Genomic DNA, 25387 nt, shown 5'->3' with positions numbered 1-25387 from the left:
GGGCCGTCGTTCGACGTGCACATCGTTGAAGCGAAACGGAAAAATTCGGAATCGCCCGCGAACATAGGTAGAATACATTTTTAACCAGCTAACGAATCAACATGTCTGCCAGCGCAGTGAACGTGACTCCCGGGCGCAATGTCGTCGTCGTGGGAACGCAATGGGGTGATGAAGGCAAGGGCAAGATCGTCGACTGGCTGACGGACCACGCTCAGGGCGTCGTGCGTTTCCAGGGCGGTCACAACGCCGGCCACACCCTCATCATCGGCGGCAAGAAAACCATCTTGCGCCTCATTCCGTCGGGCATCATGCGTGAAGGCGTCGCCTGCTACATCGGCAACGGCGTCGTCCTGTCCCCCGAGGCACTGTTCAAGGAAATCGGCGAGCTGGAAGAGGCCGGCGTGAACGTGCGCGATCGCCTGTTCATCTCCGAAGCCACGACGCTGATCCTGCCGTACCACATCGCGATCGACCAGGCGCGCGAAGCGCGCAAGGGCGCGGGCAAGATCGGTACGACCGGCCGCGGCATCGGCCCCGCGTACGAAGACAAGGTCGGCCGCCGCGCGCTGCGCGTGCAGGACCTGTTCGACGCGAAGACCTTCGCCGACCGCCTGCGCGAAAACCTCGATTTCCACAACTTCGTGCTGACCCAGTACCTGGGTGGCGCGGCCGTCGACTTCCAGGCCACGCTCGACACGATGCTCGGCTACGCCGATCGCCTGAAGCCGATGGTGGCCGACGTGTCGCGCCGCCTGTACGACGCGAACAACGCCGGTCAGAACCTGCTGTTCGAAGGCGCGCAAGGCACGCTGCTCGACATCGACCACGGCACCTATCCGTTCGTCACGTCGAGCAACTGCGTCGCGGGTGCGGCATCGGCCGGCGCCGGCGTGGGTCCGCAGAAGCTGAACTACATCCTCGGCATCACGAAGGCGTATTGCACGCGCGTCGGCTCGGGCCCGTTCCCGAGCGAGTTGTACGACGCGGACAACCCGCAGCGCCAGGATCAGGTTGGCGTCACGCTGGCGAACGTCGGCAAGGAATTCGGCTCGGTCACCGGCCGTCCGCGCCGCACCGGCTGGCTCGACGCGGCGGCACTGCGCCGCTCGATCCAGATCAACGGCGTGTCGGGCCTGTGCATGACGAAGCTCGATGTGCTCGACGGCCTCGATGAAGTCAAGCTGTGTGTCGGCTACAAGATCGATGGCAAGGACGTAGACATCCTGCCGCGCGGTGCGGCCGACGTCGCGCGTTGCGAGCCCGTGTACGAAACGTTCACCGGCTGGAAGGAAAGCACCGTCGGCATCAAGACGTGGGATGCGCTGCCGGCGAATGCTCAGGCATACCTGACCCGTGTCCAGGAAGTGGCCGGTGTGCCGGTCGACATGGTCTCGACGGGGCCGGATCGCGATGAGACGATCCTGCTTCGCCACCCGTTCAAGGTGTAATTCTCAGCATGACGCAGCAAATCACGATGACGGCGGCAGACTTGATGACCGATCCGCGCAACGACGACAAGAACCTGTGGGTGGGTTGGGACGAATACCATCGTCTGATCGAGCTGCTCGCGCTCCAGGTGCATGCATCGGGCTGGAAGTTCGACCAGATCCTGTGCCTCGCGCGCGGCGGTCTGCGCGTCGGCGATCAACTCTCGCGCATCTATGATGTCCCGCTCGCGATCCTCGCGACGAGTTCGTATCGCGAAGCGGCCGGTACCGAGCAGGGCGAGCTCGACATCGCGCAGTACATCACGATGACGCGTGGCAACCTCGAGGGCAACGTGCTGCTGGTCGACGATCTCGTCGATTCGGGCGTCACGCTCGCGCGCGTGCAGGAGCACCTGAAGGAGCGTTATCCGGCGGTCAAGGCCGTGCGCTCGGCGGTGCTCTGGTACAAGGGTTGCTCCAAGGTCAAGCCCGACTATCACACGCAGTATCTGCCGACGAATCCGTGGATTCATCAGCCGTTCGAAGAGTGGGACACCGTTCGCCCGCACAATCTCGAGGCGTGGATCAAGCGCGGTCGCGCGCAGCGCGACGGCTCGGGCGCATAAGCGATCGGCCGATCGAAGGAAAGCCTTGTACGGCGCCGCTTGCGGCGCCGTTTTTCATTGCGGCGCCGGGCCGGTGCGCACCACAATTGGTCTTCGCTGTAGGCAGACGGCCCGGCCCCGGCTATGATGGCAGCCCTGCCACAGCTTGTGCAGGATTGCATGCGCAGCGTGGATCACGTGGCTTCACGGCAACAGGGCAGGACGGTTTTTCAGGGGGGCGCGAGTAGAATAGCGCTCGTTTTGTCCGAACCGGACCCGATTATTTAGCTTCATATGAACGACACGATCCAGGCGACCGACGCAGCCCATGCCCATTCGACGCACCAACACTCGATGCGGGCGCTTGCGATAGCGGCCATCGGCGTCGTATTCGGCGACATCGGCACGAGCCCGCTGTATTCGCTGAAGGAGGCGTTCAGCCCCGCACACGGCATTCCGCTCACCGAAGGCTCGATTCTCGGGGTGATCTCGCTGTTGTTCTGGGCGATCATTCTCGTGGTCGGCATCAAGTATCTGCTGTTCGTGATGCGAGCCGACAACAACGGCGAGGGCGGCGTGCTTGCGCTGATGGCGCTGTCGCTGCGGCCGCTCGACTCGAAAACTCGCGTCGCGGGCGCGCTGATGGCGCTCGGGATCTTCGGCGCGTGCATGTTCTACGGCGATGCCGTGATCACGCCGGCGATTTCCGTGATGTCAGCGGTCGAAGGTCTCGAGATCGCCACGCCGCACCTGTCCCATCTCGTGATGCCGATCACGATCGTGATCCTGATCGCGCTGTTCTGGATCCAGCGTCACGGTACCGCGATGGTCGGCAAGCTGTTCGGACCGATCATGGTGCTGTGGTTCATCGCGATCGCGGCGCTCGGCGTGCATCACATCGTGCGCGTGCCGGGCATCATCGCGGCGATCAACCCGTATTACGCGGCGTCGTTCATGTCGGAGCACGTGCTGCAGGCCTATGTCGTGCTCGGTTCGGTCGTGCTGGTGCTGACCGGCGCGGAAGCACTCTACGCGGACATGGGCCATTTCGGCGCGAAGCCGATTCGCCTGGCCGCATACGGGCTCGTGATGCCGTCGCTCGTGCTGAACTACTTCGGCCAGGGTGCGCTGCTGATCCAGAACCCGAAGGCGATCGAGAACCCGTTCTTCCTGTTGGCGCCGGAGTGGGCGCTGCTGCCGCTCGTCGTGCTGTCGACGGTCGCGACCGTGATCGCTTCGCAGGCCGTGATCTCGGGTGCGTATTCGCTGACGTCGCAGGCGATCCAGCTCGGTTACGTGCCGCGCATGAAGGTGCTGCATACGTCCGAGCTGGCCATCGGCCAGATCTACGTGCCGGTCGTGAACTGGCTTCTGTTGTTCGTGATCCTCTGCATTGTGATCGGCTTCAAGAGCTCCGACAACCTTGCCGCCGCGTACGGTATCGCAGTGACGGCGACGATGGTGATCACGACCGTGCTCGCGGCCGTCGTGATGGTGAAGGTGTGGAACTGGAACCGGCTGCTCGTCGGCGCGATCATCGCGGTGTTTCTCGCGGTCGACCTGGGCTTTTTCGGCGCGAACCTGCTCAAGGTCGCGCAGGGCGGCTGGCTGCCGCTCGGCATCGGCGCGCTGCTGTTCTTCCTTCTGATGACGTGGTACAAGGGCCGCCACATCGTCAAGGAGCGTACGGCTGCGGATGGTATCCCGCTCGAGCCTTTCCTGCAGGGGCTGCTCGCCCATCCGCCGCACCGTGTGTCGGGCACCGCGATCTACCTGACCGGCAACGACAAGCTGGTGCCCGTGAGCCTGCTGCACAACCTGAAGCACAACAAGGTGCTGCACGAGCGGACCATATTCCTGACGTTCGTCACGCGCGACATCCCGTACGTGCGCGACGACAAGCGCCTGAGTTCGCGCGACGCGGGCGGCGGTCTGTACATCGTCAAGGCCGAATACGGCTTCAACGAGACGCCGGACGTGAAGGCGGTGCTCGAGGAGTTCGGTCGCACGCACGACATGACGTTCGAGCTGATGGACACGTCGTTCTTCCTCGCGCGCGAAACGGTCGTGCCGACGCATCTGCCCGGCATGTCGATCTGGCGCGAACGCGTGTTCGCTTGGATGCATCAGAACGCGGCGAAGCCGACCGACTTCTTCTCTATCCCGGCGAACCGCGTCGTGGAGCTCGGCACCAAGATCGAAATCTGACCGGCGCGCGGGCCGCCTGTGCGGCCCATGCCGATCCGGCTGCGCTTGCGAACCAGCCGAAGCCATGAAAAAGCCCGCCTTCCGGCGGGCTTTTTTTCGTACGTCGACAGCTTCGCGTGCTCAGCGCTTCAGCTTCGCGAACGCCGCGGCCATCGCGCCAGCCGGTTCGGGCTCGCGCGAGCGCTGCGGGCGCGCCGCACCGCGGCCGGCATTGCCGCGATCCTGGCCGCCGCGCGGCGCCATGCCGGGCGCGGCTGCTTCGTCGTCGAGGCGCATCGTCAGCGAAATGCGCTGACGCTTCACGTCGACGTCGAGCACCTTGACCTTGACGACCTGGCCGGCCTTCACGACTTCGTGCGGATCCTTGATGAACTTCGTCGACATCGCGGACACGTGGACGAGGCCGTCCTGGTGCACGCCGACATCCACGAATGCACCGAACGCGGCGACGTTCGTCACGACACCTTCAAGCAGCATGCCGGGCATCAGGTCGGACACCTTCTCGACACCGTCACGGAACGTTGCGGTCTTGAATTCGGGGCGCGGGTCACGACCCGGTTTTTCGAGTTCCGACAGGATGTCGCGCACGGTCGGCAGGCCGAAACGTTCGTCGACGAATTCGGCCGGCGACAGGCCGGCCAGCGCATCGCGGCTGCCGAGCACGTCGTCGATCCGCTTGCTGATCTTCGCGAGGATTCGTTCGACGACCGGATAGGCCTCCGGGTGGACCGACGAGCGATCAAGCGGATTCTCGCCGCCGTTGATGCGCAGGAAGCCGGCTGCCTGTTCGAAGGTCTTGTCGCCGAGGCGCGGTACCTTGCGCAGGTGATCGCGGGACGGGAACGGCCCGTTCGCGTCGCGGTAATCGACGATGTTGCGCGCGAGCGTGGCGTTCAGGCCGGAAACGCGTGCGAGCAACGCGACCGACGCGGTGTTGGCGTCGACGCCCACCGCGTTCACGCAATCCTCGACCACTGCGTCGAGCGAGCGGGCGAGTTCGCGCTGGTTCACGTCGTGCTGGTACTGGCCGACGCCGATCGCCTTTGGCTCGATCTTCACGAGCTCGGCGAGCGGGTCCTGCAGGCGGCGCGCGATCGACACGGCGCCGCGCAGCGACACGTCGAGTTCCGGGAATTCCTTTGCGGCCAGCTCGGAGGCCGAATAGACCGACGCACCGGCTTCCGACACGACGATCTTCTGCAGCCGCAGTTCGGGGTGCTTCGAGATCAGCTCGCTCGCGAGCTTGTCGGTTTCACGGGACGCGGTGCCGTTGCCGATGCTGATCAACTCGGCCTGCGTCTGCGCAGCGATGCGCGCGAGCTTCGCGAGCGAACCGTCCCAGTCGCGGCGCGGCTCGTGCGGGTAGATCGTATCGGTCGCGAGCAGCTTGCCGGTGCGGTCGACCACGGCGACCTTCACGCCCGTGCGCAGGCCGGGGTCGAGACCGATGACGGCCTTCGGGCCGGCCGGCGCGGCCAGCAGCAGATCCTTCAGGTTGCGGGCGAACACGCGGATCGCTTCGGCCTCCGCCGTTTCGCGCAGTTGCGTGAGCAGTTCGTTCTCGATGTGCGGCTGCACCTTCACGCGCCAGCACCAGCGGCACACGTCGGACAGCCACTTGTCCGCCGGGCGGCTCTGGTTCGCGATCCCGAAATGGCGCGCGATCATCGCTTCGCCGGGATGCGGGACCTGCGCGTCGAGTTCCTCGCCGAGCCCGAGCTTGACGGTCAGCACGCCGGCATTGCGGCCGCGGAACAGCGCCAGCGCGCGATGCGACGGCACCGTCCGGATGGTTTCCGCGTAGTCGTAGTAGTCCCGGAACTTCTCGCCTTCCTCGTTTTCCTTGCCTGCGACGACCGCGGAGGACACGACGCCCTGGCTGTGCAGGTAATCGCGCAGCTTGCCGAGCAATTCGGCCGTTTCGCCGAATTGTTCGGACAGGATGTCGCGCGCGCCATCGAGCGCGGCCTTCACGTCGGCGACGCCCTTGTCGGCATCGACGTACGCGGCGGCTTCCGTCTGCGGGTCGAGCAGCGGATTTGCAAGCAGCGCTTGCGCCAGCGGCTCGAGGCCGGCTTCGCGGGCGATCTGCGCGCGGGTGCGGCGCTTCGGCTTGTACGGCAGATAGAGGTCTTCGAGCACCTGCTTGCTGTCGGCCGCGTCGATCGCGGCGCGCAGTTCGTCGGTCAGCTTGCCCTGTTCATCAATGCTCGACAGGATCGCCGCGCGGCGATCTTCAAGCTCGCGCAGGTACAGGAGGCGTTCCTCGAGCTGGCGCAGCTGCGTGTCGTCCAGGTTGCCGGTCACTTCCTTGCGGTACCGGGCAATGAACGGAACGGTCGAGCCTTCGTCGAGGAGTTGCACTGCCGCCGCGACCTGGCGCGGCTGGACGGACAGTTCGGTGGCGATGCGCTGTACGATCTTGAGTGCTACGGTTTCCGTCATGTCGTGGATGATCTGCCTGCTGAAATCGCGGCGCGGGCCGGCAGGCCGCGCGCGGCGGGCTGCGAGACGGGCCCGCCGGACCAGATGCCGCGGGTGAGTGAAGCGGGGCATTTTGCCATAAATGGCGGAGCGTCCAGCCGGGGGTGATAGAATTTGACACATGTCCCGCAGCTTTCCTACGACGTTGCCAACTTCCCGCATTTCTCTCGTCGCGCTCGGCGCAGCGCTTGCCGCGGCTTTGTCCGCCGGGTCTACCGTCGCGTACGCACAGGCATCGGGCGCCACCGCGCCGGACGCCGCAGTGGCCGCGTCCGGCGCACCCGCCGCCACGCAGGATTTTGACGCCCGTCAAAAAGTGCTCAATCAACGCTCCGCGGAAAACGATTATCGTTATGCCGTGGCGGAGCACGATTGCTACAGCAAGTTCTTCGTCAATCATTGTCTCGGCAATGCGCGCGACCGGATGCGCGAGGAGCGGGCGAGCATCCGTCAGGAGCAGCTCGCGCTCGACGACGAACAGCGCGCGGTGCGCGCGCAGCAGCGCGACCAGCAGCAGGCGTTGAAGCAGGCGCAAAATGCGGCGGAAGCGCCGCAGCGCGCGGCGAACGATGCGGCGAACGCGGCTGCGTTCCGCGACAAGCAGGAGCAGAATGCACTGAAGCAGGCGCAGCGCGGCGCCGAGGGGCCGCAGCGCGCCGCGAACAAGCAGGCATACGACCAGAAGCAGGCTGATTTTCAGCACAAGCTCGACCAGGCGCGCCAGCAGGGCGCGCAGAAGGCGCAGGAGCGGGCGGACAACGCCGCGCGCTACGAGCAGAAGCAGAAGGAAGCTGCCCAGCACAAGGCCGATGTCGAGCGGCGTCAGCAGGAAGCGGCCGACAAGGCCAAGCAGCAGCAACAGCAGGGAAAGTAACGTGTTGGATTGATCCGGAGTCAGTCTCGTGCGTGCCGGCACGCCAGTCGGCGCGCTGCTTCGATGAGGAGGCGCATATGCAAAATCGTCCCACGGAACAGCAGCAGGAATTGCACAACCGTTTGGCTGCATTGCAGGAGCAGCACCAGCAGCTTGCTCGGGAGATCGAGCTGAAGGAAGGACACTCCGACATCGACGACATCACGCTGCACCGGCTGAAGAAGGAAAAGCTGGCGGCGAAGGACAAAATCATTTTGCTGCAATCGCAGCTGGAACCGGATAAGCGCGCCTGAGCGCGGCCTGGCAAGCGCCTGCGCCGCCCCCGGGCGCTGGACACAGGAACGCTTGCCTTGAATTCACCGCTTGAAGCCAACCCCGATGCCCGGCGTGACGCGTCGTCCGCCGGGCGTGTTCGTGCGCCCGAAGGCACCTTCGAGCTGAGCCGCAAGCGTGTCGACGAACTCGACACGATCTTCGGCGACGGCGGATTGCTCGCGCGCGCGCTTGACGGCTATCACCCGCGTCAGTCGCAGATCGAGATGGCGCGCGCGGTCGCGTCCGCGATGGAGGCGTCCGCGCGCCGGATGCCCGAGCCGGAAATCTTCGAGACCCGCAAGCGGCCGGCGCGCCGCGTCGGCGAAAGCGACAAGGCGGCCGAATCTGCCGCGGAGGGCGTTGCGGTCGAAGCCGATGGCGATGCCGGCGACAACACGCTGATCGTCGAGGCCGGCACCGGTACCGGCAAGACCTACGCGTACCTGGTGCCCGCGATGCTGTGGGGCGGCAAGGTGATCGTGTCGACCGGCACGAAGCATTTGCAGGACCAGCTGTTCCAGCGCGACATCCCGACGGTGCGCAACGCGCTCGCGGTGCCGGTGACGGTCGCGATGCTCAAGGGCCGCTCGAACTACCTGTGCCATTACTACCTGCAGCGCACGGCCGACAACGGCCGCCTGCCGTCGCGCCAGGACACCGCGTATCTGCAGGAAATCGTCCGGTTCGCGAAGGTCACGAAGAGCGGCGACAAGGCCGAGCTCGCGAGCGTGCCGGAGACGGCGCCCGTGTGGTCGATGGTCACGTCGACGCGCGACAACTGCCTCGGCCAGGAGTGCCCGCATTACAAGGAATGCTTCGTGATGCAGGCGCGCCGCGAGGCGCAGCAGGCCGACATCGTCGTCGTCAACCATCACCTGTTCTTCGCGGACATCATGCTGCGCGACACCGGGATGGCCGAACTGCTGCCGAACGCGAATACGGTGATCTTCGACGAAGCGCACCAGCTGCCGGAGACGGCCACGTTGTTCTTCGGCGAGACGCTGTCGACCACGCAGATCCTCGAACTCGCGCGCGACACGGTTGCCGAAGGCCTGAGCCATGCGCGCGATGCAGTCGAGTGGGTGAAGCTCGGCGGCGATCTCGAACGTGCGGCGCGCGACCTGCGTCTCGCGTTCGCGAATGACCAGATCGTGCGCATGTCGCTTGCGCAACTGGGTGACGATCATCCGATGTTCGGCGCGCTCGACGCGCTCGAAGTGGCGCTCGATGCGCTTGCCTCGGCGCTCGCGAGCCAGGCCGAGCGGGCGGAGTCGCTTGGTGCGTGCCTGCGGCGCGCACGCGAGCTGCAGGATCTGCTCGCGGGCTGGGTCACGCCCGCCGCGGCGGAAGCGGCCGCGAAGGCCGATGCCGCGGCAGCCGGCGACAAGGCGGCCACCGACGATCCGAACGAGAAGGTGCGCTGGGTCGAAGTGTTCGCGCATACCGTCCAGTTGCACGAAACGCCGCTGTCGGTCGCGCCGATTTTCGCGAAGCAGCGCGCCGGCGTGCCGCGCGCGTGGGTGTTTACGTCGGCAACGCTGTCGGTGCGCGGTGACTTCACGCACTACGCGGCCCAGATGGGCCTCAGCTCGCGGCGCTCGATGACCCTCGCGAGCCCGTTCGACTATCAGACGCAGGGGCTGCTGTATGTGCCGCGCAACCTGCCGCAGCCGTCATCGCCGGCATTTACCGATGCCGTGTTCGACGCTGCGTTGCCGGCAATCGAGGCATCGGGCGGCGGCGTGTTCATGCTCTGCACGACGCTGCGCGCGGTCGACCGGATCGCGTCGAAGCTGCGCGACGTGATCGAGTCGCGCGGCTGGAACACGCCGCTGCTCGTGCAGGGCGATGCCAGCCGCACCGAACTGCTCGACCGCTTCCGTTCGTACGGCAATGCGATCCTCGTCGGCAGCCAGAGCTTCTGGGAAGGCGTCGACGTGCGTGGCGACGCGCTGTCGCTCGTCGTGATCGACAAGCTGCCGTTCGCGCCGCCCGACGATCCGGTGCTCGCTGCGCGGCTCGACGCGCTGACCCGGAAGGGCTTGAGCCCGTTCGCGGTTCACCAGCTGCCTCAGGCCGTGATCACGCTGAAGCAGGGGGCTGGCCGCCTGATTCGCGCGGAGACGGATCGCGGCGTGCTGATGATCTGCGACACGCGGCTCGTCGACAAGCCTTACGGTCGGCGGATCTGGCAGAGCCTGCCGCCGTTCAAGCGCACCCGTGAGATCGCGGTCGTGCAGGACTTCTTCGACGAGCATCGCGCGGCAAAACGCGCGTGACCGCGCTGCTGCCTGCTGCGGGCGGCACCAACAAAAAACCCGGCTCGATGGCCGGGTTTTTTGTTGGTGCTCGAGCGTCGCTCAGAACTGCCACCACGACTTCTTCGTGCCGGGGCGCGAGTGGCCGGTGATGTACGGGCTGTCCGGGAAGGTGCCCGCGAGCACGCGCTTCGTGTCTTCCGCGAGTTCCGGCTGGTTCAGCTTGCCGTACGACAGGATCATGATGTGCAGCGCGTCCTCGATCGCGGGCGCGCCCTTGTAGTCCTTGATCGCGAGCTGTGCGCGGTTGATCGCCGCGACATAGGCGCCGCGCCGATAGTAGTAGTCGGCCGCGTGCACTTCGTGCGACGCGAGCGCGTTGACGATGTAGCGCATCCGGGCGGCGGCGTCGGGCGCGTACTTGCTCTTCGGGTAGCGGTCGACGACGACCTTGAACGCGTCGTACGATTCGCGCAGTGCCTGCGGATCGCGTTCGCTCATGTCCTGGCCGGAGAAGCGGCCGAACAGGCCGAGATCGTCGTTGAAGTGGATCATCCCCTTCAGGTAGTACGCGTACGGGATATCCGGGTGATCCGGATGCAGCTGGATGAAGCGGTCGACGGCCTGGTCGGCGGCTGCCGCTTCGTTGTCCTTCCAGTTGCAGTACGCGACGTTGATCTGCGCCTGTTGCGCGAAATGGCCGAACGGATCGCGACCTTGCAGCGATTCGAAATATTTCGCGCACTTGCCCCAGTCGCCGCCGGACAGTGCGTCCTGGGCCTCTGAGTATAATTTGTTGTTCGACCAGGTAGCCGTCTCGTCCTGCTTCTGCGGCAAGCCGTGGCAGCCGGCGATGAGGGCCGCGGCCGCTACCACCGCAGCTCGGGCGGCGACGGTTTTGGCCGTACGTTTGGTCGAATTCATCATGCTCGCATGTCCTAGCTTCAAGTCTCGGTGACCCAGTCTAAATGACCCGTTCAAGTTCGCAGAATGCCCCGCGGGGCAAGTCAAATCGCGAAGATTATAGCCCAAGCGATCGGCCCGCCGACGCTGCGTCGGGGGATTCCCCCGATGATGATCTGGCTGCAGACGCGATGCAGCCGCCCGTCGTGCCGTCCGCGGCGGCCGACGAGGCGCCGCGCGTCGTCGAAGTGCCGCTGCCGCTCGCGGGCGAACGCCTCGACAAGGCGCTTGCCCAACTGTTCCCCGAATTCTCCCGCAGCCGCCTGCAGAGCTGGATCGAGGCGCAACGCGTGCTGGTCGACGGCGCGCCGGCGAAGATCCGCCAGCCGGTGCCGCTCGGCGCGAGGATCGAGCTCGTGCCCGATCTGCTGCCGGAACAGCTGGCGTTCACGCCGGAGCCGGTGCCGCTCGACGTGATCTACGAGGACGACGCGCTCGTCGTCATCAACAAGCCGGCGGGCCTCGTCGTCCATCCGGCCGCTGGCAACTGGAGCGGCACGATCCTCAACGGCCTGCTGTACCGCTACGGCGACGCGGCTGCCGGCCTGCCGCGCGCGGGCATCGTGCACCGGCTCGACAAGGAAACGTCCGGCCTGATGGTGGTTGCGCGCACACTTGCCGCGCAGACCGACCTCGTGCGCCAACTGCAGGCGCGCACGGTGAAGCGCCGCTATTTCGCGCTCGTGTGGGGCATGATGCCCGAAGACGGCACGATCGACGCGCCGATCGGCCGCGACCCGCGCGAACGCACGCGCATGGCCGTCGTCACCGGCGCGTCGGGCAAGCCCGCGCGCACGCATTTCCGCACGGTTGACACATGCATGTGGCAACGTCAGCCGGTGTCCGCGATCCAGTGCGATCTCGAAACCGGCCGCACGCATCAGATCCGCGTGCACTGCTCGCATGTCGGGCATCCGCTGCTCGGCGATCCGGTGTACGGGCGCGCGCGCGGCAAGCGCTCGGTCGCACCGCTGCCGGGCGGGTTCGCGCGGCAGGCGCTGCATGCGTGGCGGCTCGGCCTCGTGCACCCGGTCACGGGCAAGACGATGCAGTGGCGTTGTCCGTTGCCGGACGACATGAACGCGCTCGTCGCGGCGCTGGGCTTCGGGCAGGGCGAGGAGGAATTCGACGACGACGGCGTGTACGACGATGACGATTTCGCCGGCGAGTATCAGGATCACGACGACGATTACGACGATGAGGAGGAGTGAGTGCCGATGACGAATGTGGCGCCGTTGACGTGGCAGGACTGCGTGCAGCCCGACTGGCAGGTGGCGTCGCGCGTGCGTGCGCTGATCACGACGCGCGACGGCGGTGTGAGCGAGGGCCCGTACGGGCGTTGGCAGGACGGCGTCGCGTTGCCGGGCGGGATGAATCTCGGCCTGCATACCGGTGACGATCCGGCCCATGTCGCCACGAATCGCGCGCGCTTGCTCGCGCTGGCCGGGCAGTCGCAAGCGGCATGGCTCGAACAGGTTCACGGCGCGGGGATCGTGCGTGCGGACGAGGTGATCGACGCTGCGCCGGGTGCCGAGACGCCCGAGCGGGCCGACGCGAGCGTGACGGACCGCGCGGGCGCGGTCTGTGTTGTGATGGTCGCGGATTGCCTGCCGGTGCTGTTGTGCGACGCGCGGGGCCGGTCGGTCGGGGCCGCGCATGCTGGCTGGCGCGGACTCGCGGCCGGCATCGTTGAACAGACTGCTGCCCGCGTCGCGGCGCTCGCCGGTGGCGCGACGGACGACCTGCATGCGTACCTCGGGCCCGCGATCGGCCCGCGGGCGTTCGAAGTCGGCGCCGACGTGCGCGAGGCGTTTCTCGACACGGCTGCGCAGTCGGAGCATGATGAGACGCGGCAGGCGTTCGTCTCGATCGACGGCGCGCCCGGCAAGTACCTGGCCGACCTCTACGCGCTTGCGCGCCTGCGCCTCGCACGCGCGGGCGTGGCGCACGTGAGCGGCGGGACCGCCTGCACGGTCGCCGAACACGCGCGCTTCTATTCGTACCGGCGCGACCGCGTGACCGGCCGCATGGCGGCGGCGATCTGGCTGGCCGATTGACGACTGACCGCGCGCATTTGCGCGCGGTTTGGATTGTTGCGCTGCAGAATCAGTTATCGCGATATTGGCGCGGCAATGCGGCGTTGCATGGACAACCGAATGAATAATCGCGAAGTCAAGTCGATCAAAATGTTTTATGTTTCGCCGAAAGCCTTGTCCCGCTTGTTGCACACGGATTATCTCCGAGCAGAAATGTTCGGTGGTTTGACGCAGTGCTTCACATGGGGAAAACGATAATGATAAAAATACCGCACTGCGGCAGAATCTGGAGACGCCTCTCCAGAGCATGACGGCCCGGCTCGCAGCCGGCACGCCGCGCGCGAGCAGGATTTCACGATTGACGCTCACGAATCACCGGTAAGGCAGGTAATGACAGCATCGAAAAATTCGTCGACGTCCGCTCAGGCGGGCACTTCCGCGGGCAGTACCGGATTCGACCAGGTCACCCAGCCGATGCAGCAGATGTTCGAGGCATGGCTGAACGCCTGGCGCGGTTTCGCCGATCCGGCCCGCGCCGCGACGGCGGCGACCACCGCGAATCCGTTCGCCGCATTCCAATTCCCGACATCGGTTCCGTTCCAGATGCCGTCGATGCCCGATCTGGGCGCGCTCGGCGGCCTGGCTTCGCCGTTCGCGGGATTGAAGCTGCCGGTGGCCGCGATTCCGCCGGAACGGCTCCAGAAGCTGCAGGCCGACTATGCACGCGACTGCGTGACCCTGATGCAGCAGGCGGCCGCCGCGAAGCTCGAGTCGCCTGAATTGAAGGACCGGCGCTTCAGCGCGGATGCCTGGAAGGCATCGCCCGCGCATGCATTCGCGGCTGCGTGGTACCTGCTCAACGCGCGCTACCTGCAGGAGCTGGCCGACGCGCTCGAGACCGATCCGAAGACGCGCGAACGCATCCGTTTCTCCGTCCAGCAATGGACCGCCGCCGCCGCGCCGAGCAATTTCCTCGCGCTCAATCCCGATGCGCAGAAATCGATTCTCGAGACGCAGGGCGAAAGCTTGCGGCAGGGGATGATGAACCTGCTCGGCGACATACAGCGCGGCAAGATTTCTCAGACCGACGAATCGCAGTTCGTGGTCGGCAAGAACCTCGGGTGTACCGCAGGCGCGGTCGTCTACGAGAACGACCTGATCCAGCTGATCCAGTACACGCCGAAGACGGACAAGGTGTTCGAGCGGCCGCTGCTGATCGTGCCGCCGTGCATCAACAAGTTCTACATCCTCGACCTGCAGCCCGAGAATTCGCTCGTCGCGCATGCGCTGTCGAGCGGCCATCAGGTGTTCCTCGTATCGTGGCGCAACGCCGATGCGTCGGTCGCGCAGAAGACGTGGGACGACTACATGAACGAAGGGCTGCTCGCGGCGATCGACGCCGTGCAGCAGATCAGCGGCCGCGAGCAGATCAACACGCTCGGCTTCTGCGTCGGCGGCACGATGCTCGCGACCGCGCTGGCGGTGCTCGCCGCGCGCGGCGAACATCCGGCCGCGTCGATGACGTTGCTGACCGCGATGCTCGACTTCACCGACACCGGCATCCTCGACGTGTTCGTCGACGAGGCGCACGTGCAGATGCGCGAGCAGACCATCGGCGGCAAGAACGGCGCGGCGCCGGGGCTGATGCGCGGCGTCGAGTTCGCGAATACGTTCTCGTTCCTGCGCCCGAACGACCTGGTGTGGAACTACGTCGTCGATAACTACCTGAAGGGCCGCACGCCCGCCGCGTTCGACCTGCTGTACTGGAACAGCGACTCGACGAGCCTGCCGGGCCCGATGTACGCGTGGTACCTGCGCAATACCTATCTCGAGAACAAGCTGCGCGTGCCGGGCGCGCTGACCGTGTGCGGCGAATCCGTCGACCTGTCACGCATCGACGTGCCGACCTTCATCTACGGGTCGCGCGAGGATCACATCGTGCCGTGGCAGACGGCCTACGCGTCGACGTCGATCCTGACGGGCCCGCTGAAGTTCGTGCTCGGCGCGTCGGGCCATATCGCGGGTGTGATCAATCCGCCGGCGAAGAAGAAGCGCAGCTACTGGGTCAACGACAACGATCTGCCCGAATCCGCGGACGACTGGTTTGCCGGCGCGACCGAGCAGCCGGGCAGCTGGTGGACGACCTGGGTCGAGTGGCTCGACCAATACGGCGGCCGCAAGGTGGCGCCGCCCGCCAAGGCCGGCTCCGCGCAGTTCCCGGTGATCGAACCGGCGCCGGGCCGCTACGTGTTGCAGCGCGATTGACGAAAGCCGGACAGCGGCGCACGCTGTCCGGTGCACCGCAGTTTTTTTAACAGGGCCGGTAGCGATGCGCCGTGTCGTGCGGGCCGGGAGGAAAGGGAAATGACGGACGTAGTGATCGTATCGGCCGCGCGAACCGCGGTCGGCAAATTCGGCGGCTCGCTCGCGAAGATCGCGGCACCGGAGCTGGGCGCGACGGTGATTCGCGCGGTGCTGGAGCGTTCGGGCGTGAAGCCCGAGCAGGTGAGCGAAGTGATCATGGGGCAGGTGCTGGCGGCGGGCTCGGGGCAGAACCCGGCGCGGCAGTCGCTGATCAAGGCCGGCCTGCCGAACGCGGTGCCGGGCATGACGATCAACAAGGTGTGCGGCTCGGGCCTGAAGGCCGTGATGCTGGCGGCGAACGCGATCATGGCGGGCGACGCGGACATCGTGATCGCGGGCGGCCAGGAGAACATGAGCGCGGCGCCGCACGTGCTGCCGGGCTCGCGCGACGGGTTCCGGATGGGCGATGCGAAGCTGGTCGACACGATGATCGTCGACGGCCTGTGGGACGTGTACAACCAGTACCACATGGGCATCACGGCGGAGAACGTCGCGAAGGAATACGGGATCACGCGCGAGGAACAGGACGCATTCGCGGCGCTGTCGCAGAACAAGGCGGAAGCCGCGCAAAAGGCCGGCCGCTTCGACGCGGAGATCGTGCCGGTGTCGATTCCGCAACGCAAGGGTGAGCCGCTGCAGTTCGCGACCGACGAGTTCGTGCGCCACGGCGTGACGGCGGAATCGCTGGCGGGGCTGAAGCCGGCGTTCTCGAAGGATGGCTCGGTGACGGCGGCGAACGCGTCGGGGCTGAACGACGGGGCGGCGGCGGTGCTGGTGATGTCGGCGCAGAAGGCGGCGGCGCTCGGGCTGACGCCGCTTGCGCGGATCAAGGCGTACGCGAACGCGGGCGTGGATCCGAGCGTGATGGGCATGGGTCCGGTGCCGGCATCGCGCCGCTGCCTGGAGCGTGCGGGGTGGACGCCGGGCGACCTGGACCTGATGGAAATCAACGAGGCATTCGCGGCGCAGGCGCTGGCGGTGCACAAGCAGATGGGCTGGGACACGTCGAAGGTGAACGTGAACGGCGGGGCGATCGCGATCGGACACCCGATCGGCGCGTCGGGCTGCCGGATCCTGGTGACGTTGCTGCACGAGATGGTCAAGCGCGACGCGAAGCGCGGGCTGGCGTCGCTGTGCATCGGCGGCGGGATGGGCGTCGCGCTCGCGGTCGAGCGTCCGTAATCCGTCACTGCCAAACCAATCCGGGCGCCGGCCGATTGCGGCTTCGGCCGGCGCCACGTGAAGTCAGAGGGGCCTGCGGCGGCTCTCGAAACCAAAAAATGGAGTGAGATTTATGTCTCAGCGAATTGCGTACGTAACGGGCGGGATGGGCGGCATCGGCACCAGCATCTGCCAGCGTCTGTTGAAAGACGGCTTCAAGGTGGTCGCGGGTTGCGGCCCGAACTCGCCGCGCCGAGTGAAATGGCTCGAGGACCAGAAGGCGCTCGGCTACGATTTCATCGCATCGGAAGGCAACGTGGGCGACTGGGACTCGACCAAGGCAGCATTCGACAAGGTCAAGGCCGAAGTCGGCGAGATCGACGTGCTGGTCAACAACGCGGGCATCACGCGCGACGTCGTGTTCCGCAAGATGACGCATGAAGACTGGACGGCCGTGATCGACACCAACCTGACGAGCCTGTTCAACGTGACGAAACAGGTGATCGACGGGATGGTCGAGCGCGGCTGGGGGCGGATCATCAACATTTCGTCGGTGAACGGCCAGAAAGGTCAATTCGGCCAGACGAACTACTCGACCGCGAAGGCCGGCATCCATGGTTTCACGATGGCACTTGCGCAGGAAGTCGCAACGAAGGGCGTGACGGTCAACACCGTGTCGCCCGGCTACATCGGCACCGACATGGTGAAGGCGATTCGTCCGGACGTGCTCGAGAAGATCGTCGCGACGATTCCTGTGCGTCGTCTTGGCGCCCCCGAGGAAATCGGTTCGATCGTCGCGTGGCTCGCGTCGAACGATTCGGGTTTCGCGACCGGCGCCGACTTCTCGCTGAACGGCGGCCTGCATATGGGCTGAACGCCCGGCTGCGCGAGCTGCTTCGGCCGCGCGGCCTGGCGTTTCCGAAGGCCCCCGCCTCCCGGAACCGGGAGGCGGGGATTCGTCACTTGCGCTACGCTGCACCCAAAGGCGTTACATGACTACTACAAAGAAAACGGCCGAGCGGCTCATCAAGAAGTATCCGAACCGCCGGCTCTACGATACCGAGACGAGCACGTACATCACGCTGACCGACGTCAAGCAGCTCGTGCTGGAACAGGAGGACTTCAAGGTCGTCGACGCGAAATCCAACGAAGACCTGACGCGCAGCATCCTGCTGCAGATCATCCTCGAGGAAGAGAGCGGCGGCGTGCCGATGTTCTCGTCGTCGATGCTGTCGCAGATCATCCGTTTCTACGGTCACGCGATGCAGGGCATGATGGGCACGTACCTGGAAAAGAACATCCAGGCGTTCATCGACATCCAGAACAAGCTCGCGGATCAATCGAAGAACCTGTACGAAGGCAACGCGATGAATCCGGAAGTCTGGTCGCAGTTCATGAACATGCAGGCGCCGATGATGCAAGGGATGATGACGAGCTACATCGAGCAGTCGAAGAACATGTTCGTGCAGATGCAGGAGCAGATGCAGAATCAGGCGAAGTCGATGTTCAGCACGTTCCCGTTCAAGCAACCGGGCGCGCCGGAGCCGGAAAAGAAGTAACGCATTCGCGGCAGCCGGTCGGGGCGGCATATGCCGCCCGGCGCGCGGCGCCGCCATCCGACCGATCGTGTGCTCGGACACGGCGATGGCCGATGGTTCCGTTGCAAGATGTTGCCGGCGGTCATTCCTGATCGTCGGCACCGAATGCCCGTGCCCGTCGCGCGGGCCGGGCATGATCGTGGTCCGATCGCTCTGATTTCATTCCACACAGTCTTCAGCGAATCGACGCCCGGGCGTGTCGCGCGTCACGGTGCGCGTTCGTACCGGTGCGGCTCGCGCCGTTGCGTCGGGCCTCGTCACGACACGTAGTCGCAAGGCCCGTGCGGTTCGCCGGCTTGGCTCAAAGTGCCGGATCGAAATCCTGGTGGTCGTCAGCGGGAGGAAGGTCGAGCACGAGCTTCACCGCGCAGTAGTTCGCCTTCAGCGAAAACACGCGGCCGATCACCAGAAACGTCTGGTGCGAATTTTCGAGTTCGACGAAGTCGCCCGGCTGCGGCACGTGGGCCCCCTGGTCATAGGAAAAGCTGGTGCTGGTCTGCTCGCCGATGGTCTCGGCGGCGTGCTCGGTGAATTCGATCGTGATGTGGGTGGTCATGCGAACCCCGTTGGGCAAGTGAAGAGAGCGTACGTTGCGATTCTCGCATAGGGGCGGACTGCGGCCAGGGACGATTGCCATGCATGACGTGCGGTGATCGTGTCCGTCGTTTCATTGTCGTTGGTCGGAAAGGGCCGGATCAGCCACAGGTGGTGGTCCGATACTGTGTATTGAGGGCGCCATCCACGGCGTCTTGAGCGCCGGTTTTGCCTCGCTGACCCATAAATAGCTGTAAACTCACGCTTTTGCCGCCACGCTCCCCCACATTCCAGATGTCCCAGTCCCCCAAAGTAGGCTTCGTATCGCTCGGGTGCCCGAAGGCGCTCGTCGACTCCGAACAAATCATTACCCAGCTGCGCGCCGAAGGTTATGAAATCTCCGGCACCTACGACGGTGCCGACCTCGTCGTCGTGAACACCTGTGGCTTCATCGACGAAGCCGTGCAGGAAAGCCTCGATGCGATCGGCGAAGCGCTGACCGAGAACGGCAAGGTGATCGTCACCGGCTGCCTCGGTGCGAAGTCGAGCGCCAGCGGTTCGAACCTCATCGAGGAGGTCCATCCGAAGGTGCTCGCCGTCACCGGTCCGCACGCGGTGGGCGAAGTGATGCAGGCCGTGCACTCGCACCTGCCGAAGCCGCACGATCCGTTCGTCGACCTCGTGCCGGCCGCCGGCATCAAGCTCACGCCGCGCCACTACGCATACCTGAAGATATCCGAAGGCTGCAACCACCGATGCACGTTCTGCATCATTCCGTCGATGCGCGGTGATCTCGTGTCGCGTCCGGTCGCGGAAGTGATGCTCGAGGCGGAGAACCTGTTCAAGTCGGGCGTGAAGGAACTGCTCGTGATCTCGCAAGACACGAGCGCGTACGGCGTCGACGTGAAGTACCGCACGGGCTTCTGGAACGGCAAGCCGATCAAGACACGCATGACCGATCTGGTCGCCGCGCTCGGCGAACTCGCCGCGCAGTACGGCGCATGGGTGCGCCTGCACTACGTGTATCCGTATCCGAGCGTCGATGAAGTCATTCCGCTGATGGCCGAAGGCCCGTTCAAGGGCCACGTGCTGCCATATCTCGACGTGCCGTTCCAGCACGCGCATCCGGAAGTGCTCAAGCGCATGAAACGGCCGGCGAACGCCGAGAAGGTGCTCGAGCGCGTGCAGAAATGGCGTGAGATCTGCCCGGACCTGACGATCCGCAGCACGTTCATCGCCGGCTTCCCCGGCGAGACGGAAGCGCAGTTCGAAACGCTGCTCGACTTCATCCGTGAGGCGGAACTCGATCGCGTCGGCTGCTTTGCGTATTCGCCGGTCGAAGGCGCGACCGCGAACGACCTGGACGGCGCGCTGCCGGACGACGTCCGCGAAGAGCGCCGTGCGCGCTTCATGGAAGTCGCCGAGGAAGTGTCGGCACGGCGGATCCAGCGGAAGGTCGGCAAGACCCTCAAGGTGCTGATCGACGAAGTCGGCGAGGAAGGCGGCATCGGCCGCACGGCGGCGGATGCGCCGGAGATCGACGGGGTCGTCTACGTCGAGCCGGCGACGAAGGCGTCGAAGCGCTACAAGGTCGGCGATTTCGTGTCGGTGAAGATCACCGGCGCGGACGGCCACGACCTGTGGGGCGAGGTCTGAGCGATGACTGCAGCGTTTGCGCAGATCCTCGCGCTCGGCGAGGCGATGATCGAATTCAACCAGTCGCAGCCGGGGCGTCCGGAGTTCTTGCAGGGCTTCGGCGGCGACACGTCGAACTTCTGCATCGCCGCGGCGCGCCAGGGTGCGTCGACGGGCTTCGTGTCCGCGATCGGCGACGATCCGTTCGGCCGCCTGTTGGCCGACATGTGGGCGGCGGAGCAGGTCGATACGACGTACGTACGGATCGACCGCGCGGCGCCGACCGGCGTGTATTTCGTCACGCACGGCGCTGACGGCCACCAGTTCGACTATCTGCGCGCGGGCTCCGCGGCGAGCCGCTATGCGGTGGCCGACCTGCCGCTCGATGCGCTGGCCGCGGCGAAGGCCGTTCACCTGTCGGGAATCAGCCTCGCGATCAGCACGACCGCATGCGACGCCGCGTTTGCGGCGATCGATCACGCACGCAGCAACGGCGCGCAGGTCAGCTTCGACACGAACCTGCGCCTGAAGCTGTGGCCGCTGCCGCGTGCCCGCGCGGTGATGCGCGAAGCGCTGCGCCAGACGGACATTTGCCTGCCGAGCTGGGACGACGTCACGGCGCTCACGGGCGCGAACGATCGCGACGCGATCGTCGATGCGATGCTCGAACACGGGCCACGGGTCGTCGCGCTGAAACTCGGCAAGGAAGGCGCGTACGTCGCGACACCGAACGAACGGCGTGTGGTGCCGGGCTTCGCGGTCGAGGCCGTCGACGCGACGGGCGCGGGCGACTGCTTCGGCGGCGCGTTCGTTGCGCGGATTGTAGCGGGCGACGACCCGTTCACGGCCGCGCGTTATGCAAACGCGGCCGCGGCGCTGTCGACGACGGGTTACGGCGCGGTCGCGCCGATTCCGTACCGCGAGGCGGTGGAACGCCTGATGCAGGGCTAGCAAGGAGCAACACAACGTGGGTCGATATTCGGAATGGCAACGGGCGCTGGTGATCGCCGGTGCGCTGGCGGTGGGCTTCGCGATGCCGGGCGTGGTCGAGGCGCAGGCCGCCGGGACGGACGCGCAGCAGGATGAAGCGACGCCCGCGCGGCCGCTGCGGCCGAATCCCGAATTCGCCCGCCTGCCGCGCTACGAGGGTACGCTCGGCGACCGGCCGATCGTCGTGCATCTCGGGCCGAAGACGGACGAGGAGGGCGTGCACGGCGAATATCAGTTCGCGGACACGGGCGAGGTGGTGCTGCTCGCCGGCGATCGCGACGGCGACACGCTCGAAATCGAGGAATCGAACGACGGCACGAACATCACGGGCGTGTGGATCGGCCGCTTCGACGCGACTGGCGACCTGAAGGCCGACCGGATGAACTCGGACGAATCGGATCCGCAACCTGTCGTGCTGCGTCTGGCGCCGGGCAAGCGGGCGGCGCTGCAGGTGCGCGATGGCCGCGTGCGGGAAATCGAGACGGTCGGCGGCATCGTCAACCTGCGCGCCGACGACTGAGCGCGCGCTGGCTCGGTGCGCGCGGCGCGCATTGTACCGGGCCAAGCGCGCCGATTTTGGCTACTCTAGCGACATATTCCGCAACCGAACGGCCTTTCCCACGGCCTCCTGCCATGACTGCATCCACTCCGAAGCGCGCACTCCAGACCCGCATCGTTCAACCCGACGACATCATTCCTGAAGGCTTCCGCTCGTTCGTCCCGCCGGTCGAGCGTGCATCGACGGTCGTGTTCCCGGATCTCGCGACGATGCGCGCGCTGGTCTGGCACAACGACAACCAGTGGCGCTACGGACTGCATGCAACGCCGACGTCGCTCGCGCTCGCGCAGCGGCTTGCCGAGATCGAGGGCGGCACGCATGCACTGCTGCAGCCGTCGGGCCTCGCGGCGATCATGAACGTCTATTTCGGGCTCGTGAAGGCGGGCGACGACGTGCTGATCCCGCACAACATCTACGGGCCGAACGCCGATTTCGGCAACTGGCTCACGAAGGATTTCGGCATCACCGCGCGCTTCTACGATCCGCTCGCCGGCGCCGGCATCGCCGACCTGATCCAGCCGAACACGCGGCTGATCTGGATCGAGGCGCCGGGCTCGGTGACGATGGAAGTGCCCGACGTGCGCGCGATTACGACGGTCGCGCAGGCACGCGGCATCATCACCGCGATCGACAACACATATTCGGCCGGCCTTGCGTTCAAGCCGTTCGACCATGGCGTCGACATCTCGGTGCAGGCGCTGACCAAGTATCAATCGGGCGGCAGTGACGTGCTGATGGGCGCGACCATCACCGCGAACGCGGAGCTGCACGCACAGCTGAAGCTCGCGCGCATGCGCTGCGGAATCGGCGTGTCGGTCGACGATTGCTCGCTCGTGCTGCGCAGCCTGCCGAGCATGCAGGTGCGCTTCGACGCGCATGGCAAGAGCGCACTCGCGCTTGCGCAATGGCTGAAGGCGCGCCCGGAGATCGCGGCCGTGCTGCACCCGCAACTGCCCGACTGTCCGGGGCACGCATCGTTCATGCGCGACTTCACCGGCGCGGGCGGGTTGTTCTCGGTGGTGTTCGACGAACGCTACAGCAGCGAGCAGATCGATCGTTTCGTCGAGGCGCTCGAGCTGTTCGCGATCGGCTGGAGCTGGGGCGGTGCATGCAGCCTGGCGATGCCTTACGACGTGGCGTCGATGCGTGCGGAGTGGCCGCATCGCGGCACGCTGGTGCGCTTCTACGTCGGACTCGAAGACGAAGCCGACCTGCGTGCGGACATCGAGCGCGCGCTGCAGGCTACGCTCGGCCGATAACGGAGCCGAAGCGGAAAAACGAAACGCCCGCGCGATGCTGACTCGCGCGGGCGTTTTTTCATGGGCGGCGTGCGCGGACCGGAAATCAGAACAACCGCAGCAGCCCGTCGAGGCCGACGTGGTCGAATGCGACGGTAGCCGCATCGCGCACGACGGGCTTTGCGTGGAACGCGACCGACAGCCCCGCTTCGGCCATCATCTTCAGATCGTTCGAGCCGTCGCCCATCGCGATCGCGCGGCTCGGTTCGAGGCCGAGCGATGCGCAGGTATCGCGAAGCATGCGCGCCTTCACGTCCGCGTTGACGATTTCGCCGAGCACCTTGCCCGTCAGCTTGCCGTCGACGATCTCGAGCGTGTTGGCGTGCGCGTAATCGAGGCCGAGGCGCGCCTTCAGGCGCTCGGTGAAGAACGTGAAGCCGCCCGATACGAGCAGCGTCTTCAGTCCCGCGGCCTTCACGCCGGCGAGCATCGTCTCCGCGCCCGGCGACAGTTGCAGCCGTTCTTCGTACACGCGCTCGAGCGCTTGCGCGTCGAGCCCCGCGAGCAGCGCGACGCGGCGAGTGAGGCTTTCGTTGAAGTCGCGGATCTCGCCGCGCATTGATGCCTCCGTGATCTCCGCGACCTGCGTCTTCAGCCCGCAGAAATCGGCGATCTCGTCGATGCATTCGATCGTGATCAGCGTCGAATCCATGTCCATCACGACGAGCCCGAACTCGCCGAGCGTACGGCCTGCTTCGACGAAGCCGAAGTCGAGCGCGTGCGTGCCGCAGTACGCGTCGATGTCGAGCCGCTGCGCGGGGTTCGCGTTTTCGATACGCAACGCGTGATCGTCGGTCTGCACGATGCGGGTGCCGCGCGACAGCGCGAGCAGCGGTTTGTGATGCGCGTCCGACAACGGCGCGAGACTCTGGATGACGAGGTTGTGGGTCATGACGGAATGATTGGAAGCGAATGAAACGCGTGCGTGGCCGGTGCGCGGCCGCCTGCGAGCGTGGGCCCGGTCAGGCGTCGGGCCGTCGCATCGCGAACGCGCCATTGTAGCCGGTTGGTGTCCGGACGCGACCGGATCGCCGCGGATGCCCGGCCGGCGCTGCCGCATGCTGCGCTCACGGGATCGCGCCTATGGTGCGTCCGCGCCGTCCCAGTAGGGCGGATCGCCGAAGTGCTCGGCCAGGAACGCGATGAACGCGAGCGTCTTGAGCGGCACGTGCGCGCGGCTCGGATAGACGGCCCAGATCGCGACGTCGTTCGCGAACGGATAGTCGTCGAGCACCGTGACGAGCGCGCCGCTCGCGAGCAGCGGGCCGACGTCCCAGGTCGACTTGATCGCGATGCCGAAGCCGTCGACGAGCGCTTCGCGGATCGCCTCGCCGTTGCTCGCGACGAGCCGGCCGCCGACCCGCACGGTGAGCGGGCCTTGCGGCGTGACGAACGACCAGTCGCGCTGGTCGCCGAGGATCACGCATTCGTGCTGTGCGAGATCGGCCGGATGGCGCGGCGTCCCGTGTTCGGCGAGGTACGCGGGCGAACAGCACAGCACGCGCCGGTTTGTCGCGAGCTTGCGCGCGACCAGCGTCGAGTCCTTCAGCGCGCCGAGGCGGATCGCGACGTCGTAGCCGTCGTCGACGAGGTCGACGATCTCGTCGGATAGCCGCAGGTCGAGCGACACGGACGGGTAGCGGCGCAGGAACGCGGGAATCACGGGCGCGACGTGCTGGCGGCCGAACGACGACGACATGGACACCTTCAGCCGTCCGTAGGGCTCGCTGCGGCCGCGGCCGACCGATGCGCGCGCGGCGTCGGCCGCCGACAGCAGCGCTTCGGCGCGAGCCATGAAGACTTCGCCGTCCTGCGTGAGGCTGATGCGGCGTGTGGTGCGATGCAGCAACCGTGCGCCGAGCTGGCGCTCGAGCTGTGCGACGCGCGCGCTGGCCACTGCGGCCGACACGCCGAACTCGCGCCCGGCCGCGCTCACGTTCGCGAGCAGCGCCGCGCGCACGAACAGGCCGACGTCGAGCAGGTCGAGCGGCTTGTCGGGAGCCGGAATCGGATCGGATGCCATTGTTTTGAAATTCCTGAAAATGTTTCAGGAAATATAGCGGTTTTCGCGAAGTATC

The 25387-nt window shown here is 66.1% G+C and carries 21 protein-coding genes; 16 read left to right on the top strand and 5 right to left on the bottom strand.

Going from position 1 to position 25387, the window contains the following annotated elements; all coding sequences use genetic code 11:
- Nucleotides 1-101: 101 nt before the first annotated feature.
- The 3 genes from WI26_RS08525 (at nucleotide 102) to WI26_RS08515 (ending at nucleotide 4240) form a co-directional block, all read left to right on the top strand.
- Nucleotides 102-1448, top strand: a complete 1347-nt coding sequence (locus WI26_RS08525; RefSeq protein WP_059511212.1) for an adenylosuccinate synthase — start codon at nucleotides 102-104, stop codon at nucleotides 1446-1448.
- 8 nt (nucleotides 1449-1456) lie between these two features.
- Entirely contained in the window at nucleotides 1457-2053 is a 597-nt protein-coding gene (locus tag WI26_RS08520; RefSeq protein WP_059464415.1) for a phosphoribosyltransferase, read from the top strand.
- A 273-nt stretch (nucleotides 2054-2326) separates the two neighbouring features.
- A complete protein-coding gene (locus WI26_RS08515; protein ID WP_069225739.1) occupies nucleotides 2327-4240 on the top strand; it encodes a potassium transporter Kup in 1914 nt (637 codons plus the stop codon).
- Nucleotides 4241-4360: 120 nt separating this feature from the next.
- On the opposite strand, the gene WI26_RS08510 is transcribed toward WI26_RS08515, so the two are convergent.
- Entirely contained in the window at nucleotides 4361-6685 is a 2325-nt protein-coding gene (locus tag WI26_RS08510) for a Tex family protein (RefSeq protein ID WP_069225738.1), read from the bottom strand.
- A 160-nt stretch (nucleotides 6686-6845) separates the two neighbouring features.
- Here WI26_RS08510 and WI26_RS08505 point away from each other — a divergent pair, with 160 nt between their 5' ends.
- From WI26_RS08505 to WI26_RS08495, 3 genes are all read left to right on the top strand, one after another.
- Complete coding sequence (locus tag WI26_RS08505; protein WP_069225737.1) at nucleotides 6846-7598, top strand: hypothetical protein; 753 nt, start codon at nucleotides 6846-6848, stop codon at nucleotides 7596-7598.
- 77 nt (nucleotides 7599-7675) lie between these two features.
- A complete protein-coding gene (locus WI26_RS08500) occupies nucleotides 7676-7891 on the top strand; it encodes a YdcH family protein (RefSeq protein WP_006755091.1) in 216 nt (71 codons plus the stop codon).
- 57 nt (nucleotides 7892-7948) lie between these two features.
- A complete protein-coding gene (locus WI26_RS08495; protein WP_069225736.1) occupies nucleotides 7949-10192 on the top strand; it encodes an ATP-dependent DNA helicase in 2244 nt (747 codons plus the stop codon).
- An 81-nt stretch (nucleotides 10193-10273) separates the two neighbouring features.
- On the opposite strand, the gene WI26_RS08490 is transcribed toward WI26_RS08495, so the two are convergent.
- The gene (locus tag WI26_RS08490) at nucleotides 10274-11098 is read right to left on the bottom strand and encodes an outer membrane protein assembly factor BamD (RefSeq protein WP_044848889.1); all 825 of its coding nucleotides are present in this window, start codon (nucleotides 11096-11098) and stop codon (nucleotides 10274-10276) included.
- Between the two features lie 41 nt (nucleotides 11099-11139).
- Between WI26_RS08490 and WI26_RS08485 the strand changes: the two genes are divergently transcribed.
- The 6 genes from WI26_RS08485 (at nucleotide 11140) to phaR (ending at nucleotide 18254) form a co-directional block, all read left to right on the top strand.
- Complete coding sequence (locus WI26_RS08485) at nucleotides 11140-12345, top strand: RluA family pseudouridine synthase (RefSeq protein ID WP_069225735.1); 1206 nt, start codon at nucleotides 11140-11142, stop codon at nucleotides 12343-12345.
- A 6-nt stretch (nucleotides 12346-12351) separates the two neighbouring features.
- Nucleotides 12352-13191 (top strand): peptidoglycan editing factor PgeF, encoded by an 840-nt coding sequence (gene pgeF, locus WI26_RS08480; RefSeq protein WP_069226385.1) that lies wholly within the window; start codon nucleotides 12352-12354, stop codon nucleotides 13189-13191.
- A gap of 369 nt (nucleotides 13192-13560) precedes the next feature.
- Nucleotides 13561-15435, top strand: a complete 1875-nt coding sequence (phaC, locus tag WI26_RS08475; protein ID WP_069225734.1) for a class I poly(R)-hydroxyalkanoic acid synthase — start codon at nucleotides 13561-13563, stop codon at nucleotides 15433-15435.
- 99 nt (nucleotides 15436-15534) lie between these two features.
- The gene (locus tag WI26_RS08470) at nucleotides 15535-16716 is read left to right on the top strand and encodes an acetyl-CoA C-acetyltransferase (RefSeq protein WP_069225733.1); all 1182 of its coding nucleotides are present in this window, start codon (nucleotides 15535-15537) and stop codon (nucleotides 16714-16716) included.
- Between the two features lie 112 nt (nucleotides 16717-16828).
- Complete coding sequence (locus WI26_RS08465; RefSeq protein WP_059468482.1) at nucleotides 16829-17569, top strand: 3-ketoacyl-ACP reductase; 741 nt, start codon at nucleotides 16829-16831, stop codon at nucleotides 17567-17569.
- A gap of 118 nt (nucleotides 17570-17687) precedes the next feature.
- On the top strand, nucleotides 17688-18254 hold the full coding sequence (phaR, locus tag WI26_RS08460) for a polyhydroxyalkanoate synthesis repressor PhaR (RefSeq protein WP_011549704.1): 567 nt from the start codon (nucleotides 17688-17690) through the stop codon (nucleotides 18252-18254).
- Nucleotides 18255-18594: 340 nt separating this feature from the next.
- Here the strand turns inward: phaR and WI26_RS08455 are convergent, their stop codons facing one another.
- Complete coding sequence (locus tag WI26_RS08455) at nucleotides 18595-18849, bottom strand: hypothetical protein (protein WP_059468483.1); 255 nt, start codon at nucleotides 18847-18849, stop codon at nucleotides 18595-18597.
- 272 nt (nucleotides 18850-19121) lie between these two features.
- On the opposite strand from WI26_RS08455, the gene rimO reads away from it, so the two are divergent.
- From rimO to WI26_RS08435, 4 genes are all read left to right on the top strand, one after another.
- Nucleotides 19122-20483, top strand: a complete 1362-nt coding sequence (rimO, locus tag WI26_RS08450; RefSeq protein WP_059468484.1) for a 30S ribosomal protein S12 methylthiotransferase RimO — start codon at nucleotides 19122-19124, stop codon at nucleotides 20481-20483.
- A gap of 3 nt (nucleotides 20484-20486) precedes the next feature.
- Nucleotides 20487-21413, top strand: coding sequence for a sugar kinase (locus WI26_RS08445; protein ID WP_069225732.1), 927 nt, complete (start codon nucleotides 20487-20489; stop codon nucleotides 21411-21413).
- Nucleotides 21414-21429: 16 nt separating this feature from the next.
- Entirely contained in the window at nucleotides 21430-21972 is a 543-nt protein-coding gene (locus WI26_RS08440; protein WP_069225731.1) for a hypothetical protein, read from the top strand.
- Nucleotides 21973-22085: 113 nt separating this feature from the next.
- Nucleotides 22086-23270: a cystathionine beta-lyase gene (locus WI26_RS08435; protein ID WP_069225730.1), complete on the top strand. Its 1185-nt coding sequence runs from the start codon at nucleotides 22086-22088 to the stop codon at nucleotides 23268-23270.
- 85 nt (nucleotides 23271-23355) lie between these two features.
- On the opposite strand, the gene serB is transcribed toward WI26_RS08435, so the two are convergent.
- Both serB and WI26_RS08425 read right to left on the bottom strand, forming a co-directional pair.
- Nucleotides 23356-24201, bottom strand: coding sequence for a phosphoserine phosphatase SerB (gene serB, locus WI26_RS08430; protein WP_059524213.1), 846 nt, complete (start codon nucleotides 24199-24201; stop codon nucleotides 23356-23358).
- Between the two features lie 189 nt (nucleotides 24202-24390).
- Nucleotides 24391-25332: a LysR substrate-binding domain-containing protein gene (locus tag WI26_RS08425; protein ID WP_069225729.1), complete on the bottom strand. Its 942-nt coding sequence runs from the start codon at nucleotides 25330-25332 to the stop codon at nucleotides 24391-24393.
- Between the last annotated feature and the right edge of the window lie 55 nt (nucleotides 25333-25387).

This window comes from Burkholderia diffusa (genome assembly GCF_001718315.1).
Taxonomy (GTDB): Bacteria; Pseudomonadota; Gammaproteobacteria; order Burkholderiales; family Burkholderiaceae; genus Burkholderia; species Burkholderia diffusa_B.
This window is presented reverse-complemented; position numbering and strand designations above follow the sequence as displayed.

Excerpts from the sequence above, each read along its gene's own strand:
- WI26_RS08525 (WP_059511212.1), top strand. The coding sequence starts at position 102 with ATGTCTGCCAGCGCAGTGAACGTGACTCCCGGGCGCAATGTCGTCGTC.
- WI26_RS08520 (WP_059464415.1), top strand. The coding sequence starts at position 1,457 with ATGACGCAGCAAATCACGATGACGGCGGCAGACTTGATGACCGATCCG.
- WI26_RS08515 (WP_069225739.1), top strand. The coding sequence starts at position 2,327 with ATGAACGACACGATCCAGGCGACCGACGCAGCCCATGCCCATTCGACG.
- WI26_RS08510 (WP_069225738.1), bottom strand. The coding sequence starts at position 6,685 with ATGACGGAAACCGTAGCACTCAAGATCGTACAGCGCATCGCCACCGAA.
- WI26_RS08505 (WP_069225737.1), top strand. The coding sequence starts at position 6,846 with ATGTCCCGCAGCTTTCCTACGACGTTGCCAACTTCCCGCATTTCTCTC.
- WI26_RS08500 (WP_006755091.1), top strand. The coding sequence starts at position 7,676 with ATGCAAAATCGTCCCACGGAACAGCAGCAGGAATTGCACAACCGTTTG.
- WI26_RS08490 (WP_044848889.1), bottom strand. The coding sequence starts at position 11,098 with ATGATGAATTCGACCAAACGTACGGCCAAAACCGTCGCCGCCCGAGCT.
- WI26_RS08485 (WP_069225735.1), top strand. The coding sequence starts at position 11,140 with ATGACCCGTTCAAGTTCGCAGAATGCCCCGCGGGGCAAGTCAAATCGC.
- pgeF (WP_069226385.1), top strand. The coding sequence starts at position 12,352 with ATGACGAATGTGGCGCCGTTGACGTGGCAGGACTGCGTGCAGCCCGAC.
- phaC (WP_069225734.1), top strand. The coding sequence starts at position 13,561 with ATGACAGCATCGAAAAATTCGTCGACGTCCGCTCAGGCGGGCACTTCC.
- WI26_RS08470 (WP_069225733.1), top strand. The coding sequence starts at position 15,535 with ATGACGGACGTAGTGATCGTATCGGCCGCGCGAACCGCGGTCGGCAAA.
- WI26_RS08465 (WP_059468482.1), top strand. The coding sequence starts at position 16,829 with ATGTCTCAGCGAATTGCGTACGTAACGGGCGGGATGGGCGGCATCGGC.
- phaR (WP_011549704.1), top strand. The coding sequence starts at position 17,688 with ATGACTACTACAAAGAAAACGGCCGAGCGGCTCATCAAGAAGTATCCG.
- WI26_RS08455 (WP_059468483.1), bottom strand. The coding sequence starts at position 18,849 with ATGACCACCCACATCACGATCGAATTCACCGAGCACGCCGCCGAGACC.
- rimO (WP_059468484.1), top strand. The coding sequence starts at position 19,122 with ATGTCCCAGTCCCCCAAAGTAGGCTTCGTATCGCTCGGGTGCCCGAAG.
- WI26_RS08445 (WP_069225732.1), top strand. The coding sequence starts at position 20,487 with ATGACTGCAGCGTTTGCGCAGATCCTCGCGCTCGGCGAGGCGATGATC.
- WI26_RS08435 (WP_069225730.1), top strand. The coding sequence starts at position 22,086 with ATGACTGCATCCACTCCGAAGCGCGCACTCCAGACCCGCATCGTTCAA.
- serB (WP_059524213.1), bottom strand. The coding sequence starts at position 24,201 with ATGACCCACAACCTCGTCATCCAGAGTCTCGCGCCGTTGTCGGACGCG.
- WI26_RS08425 (WP_069225729.1), bottom strand. The coding sequence starts at position 25,332 with ATGGCATCCGATCCGATTCCGGCTCCCGACAAGCCGCTCGACCTGCTC.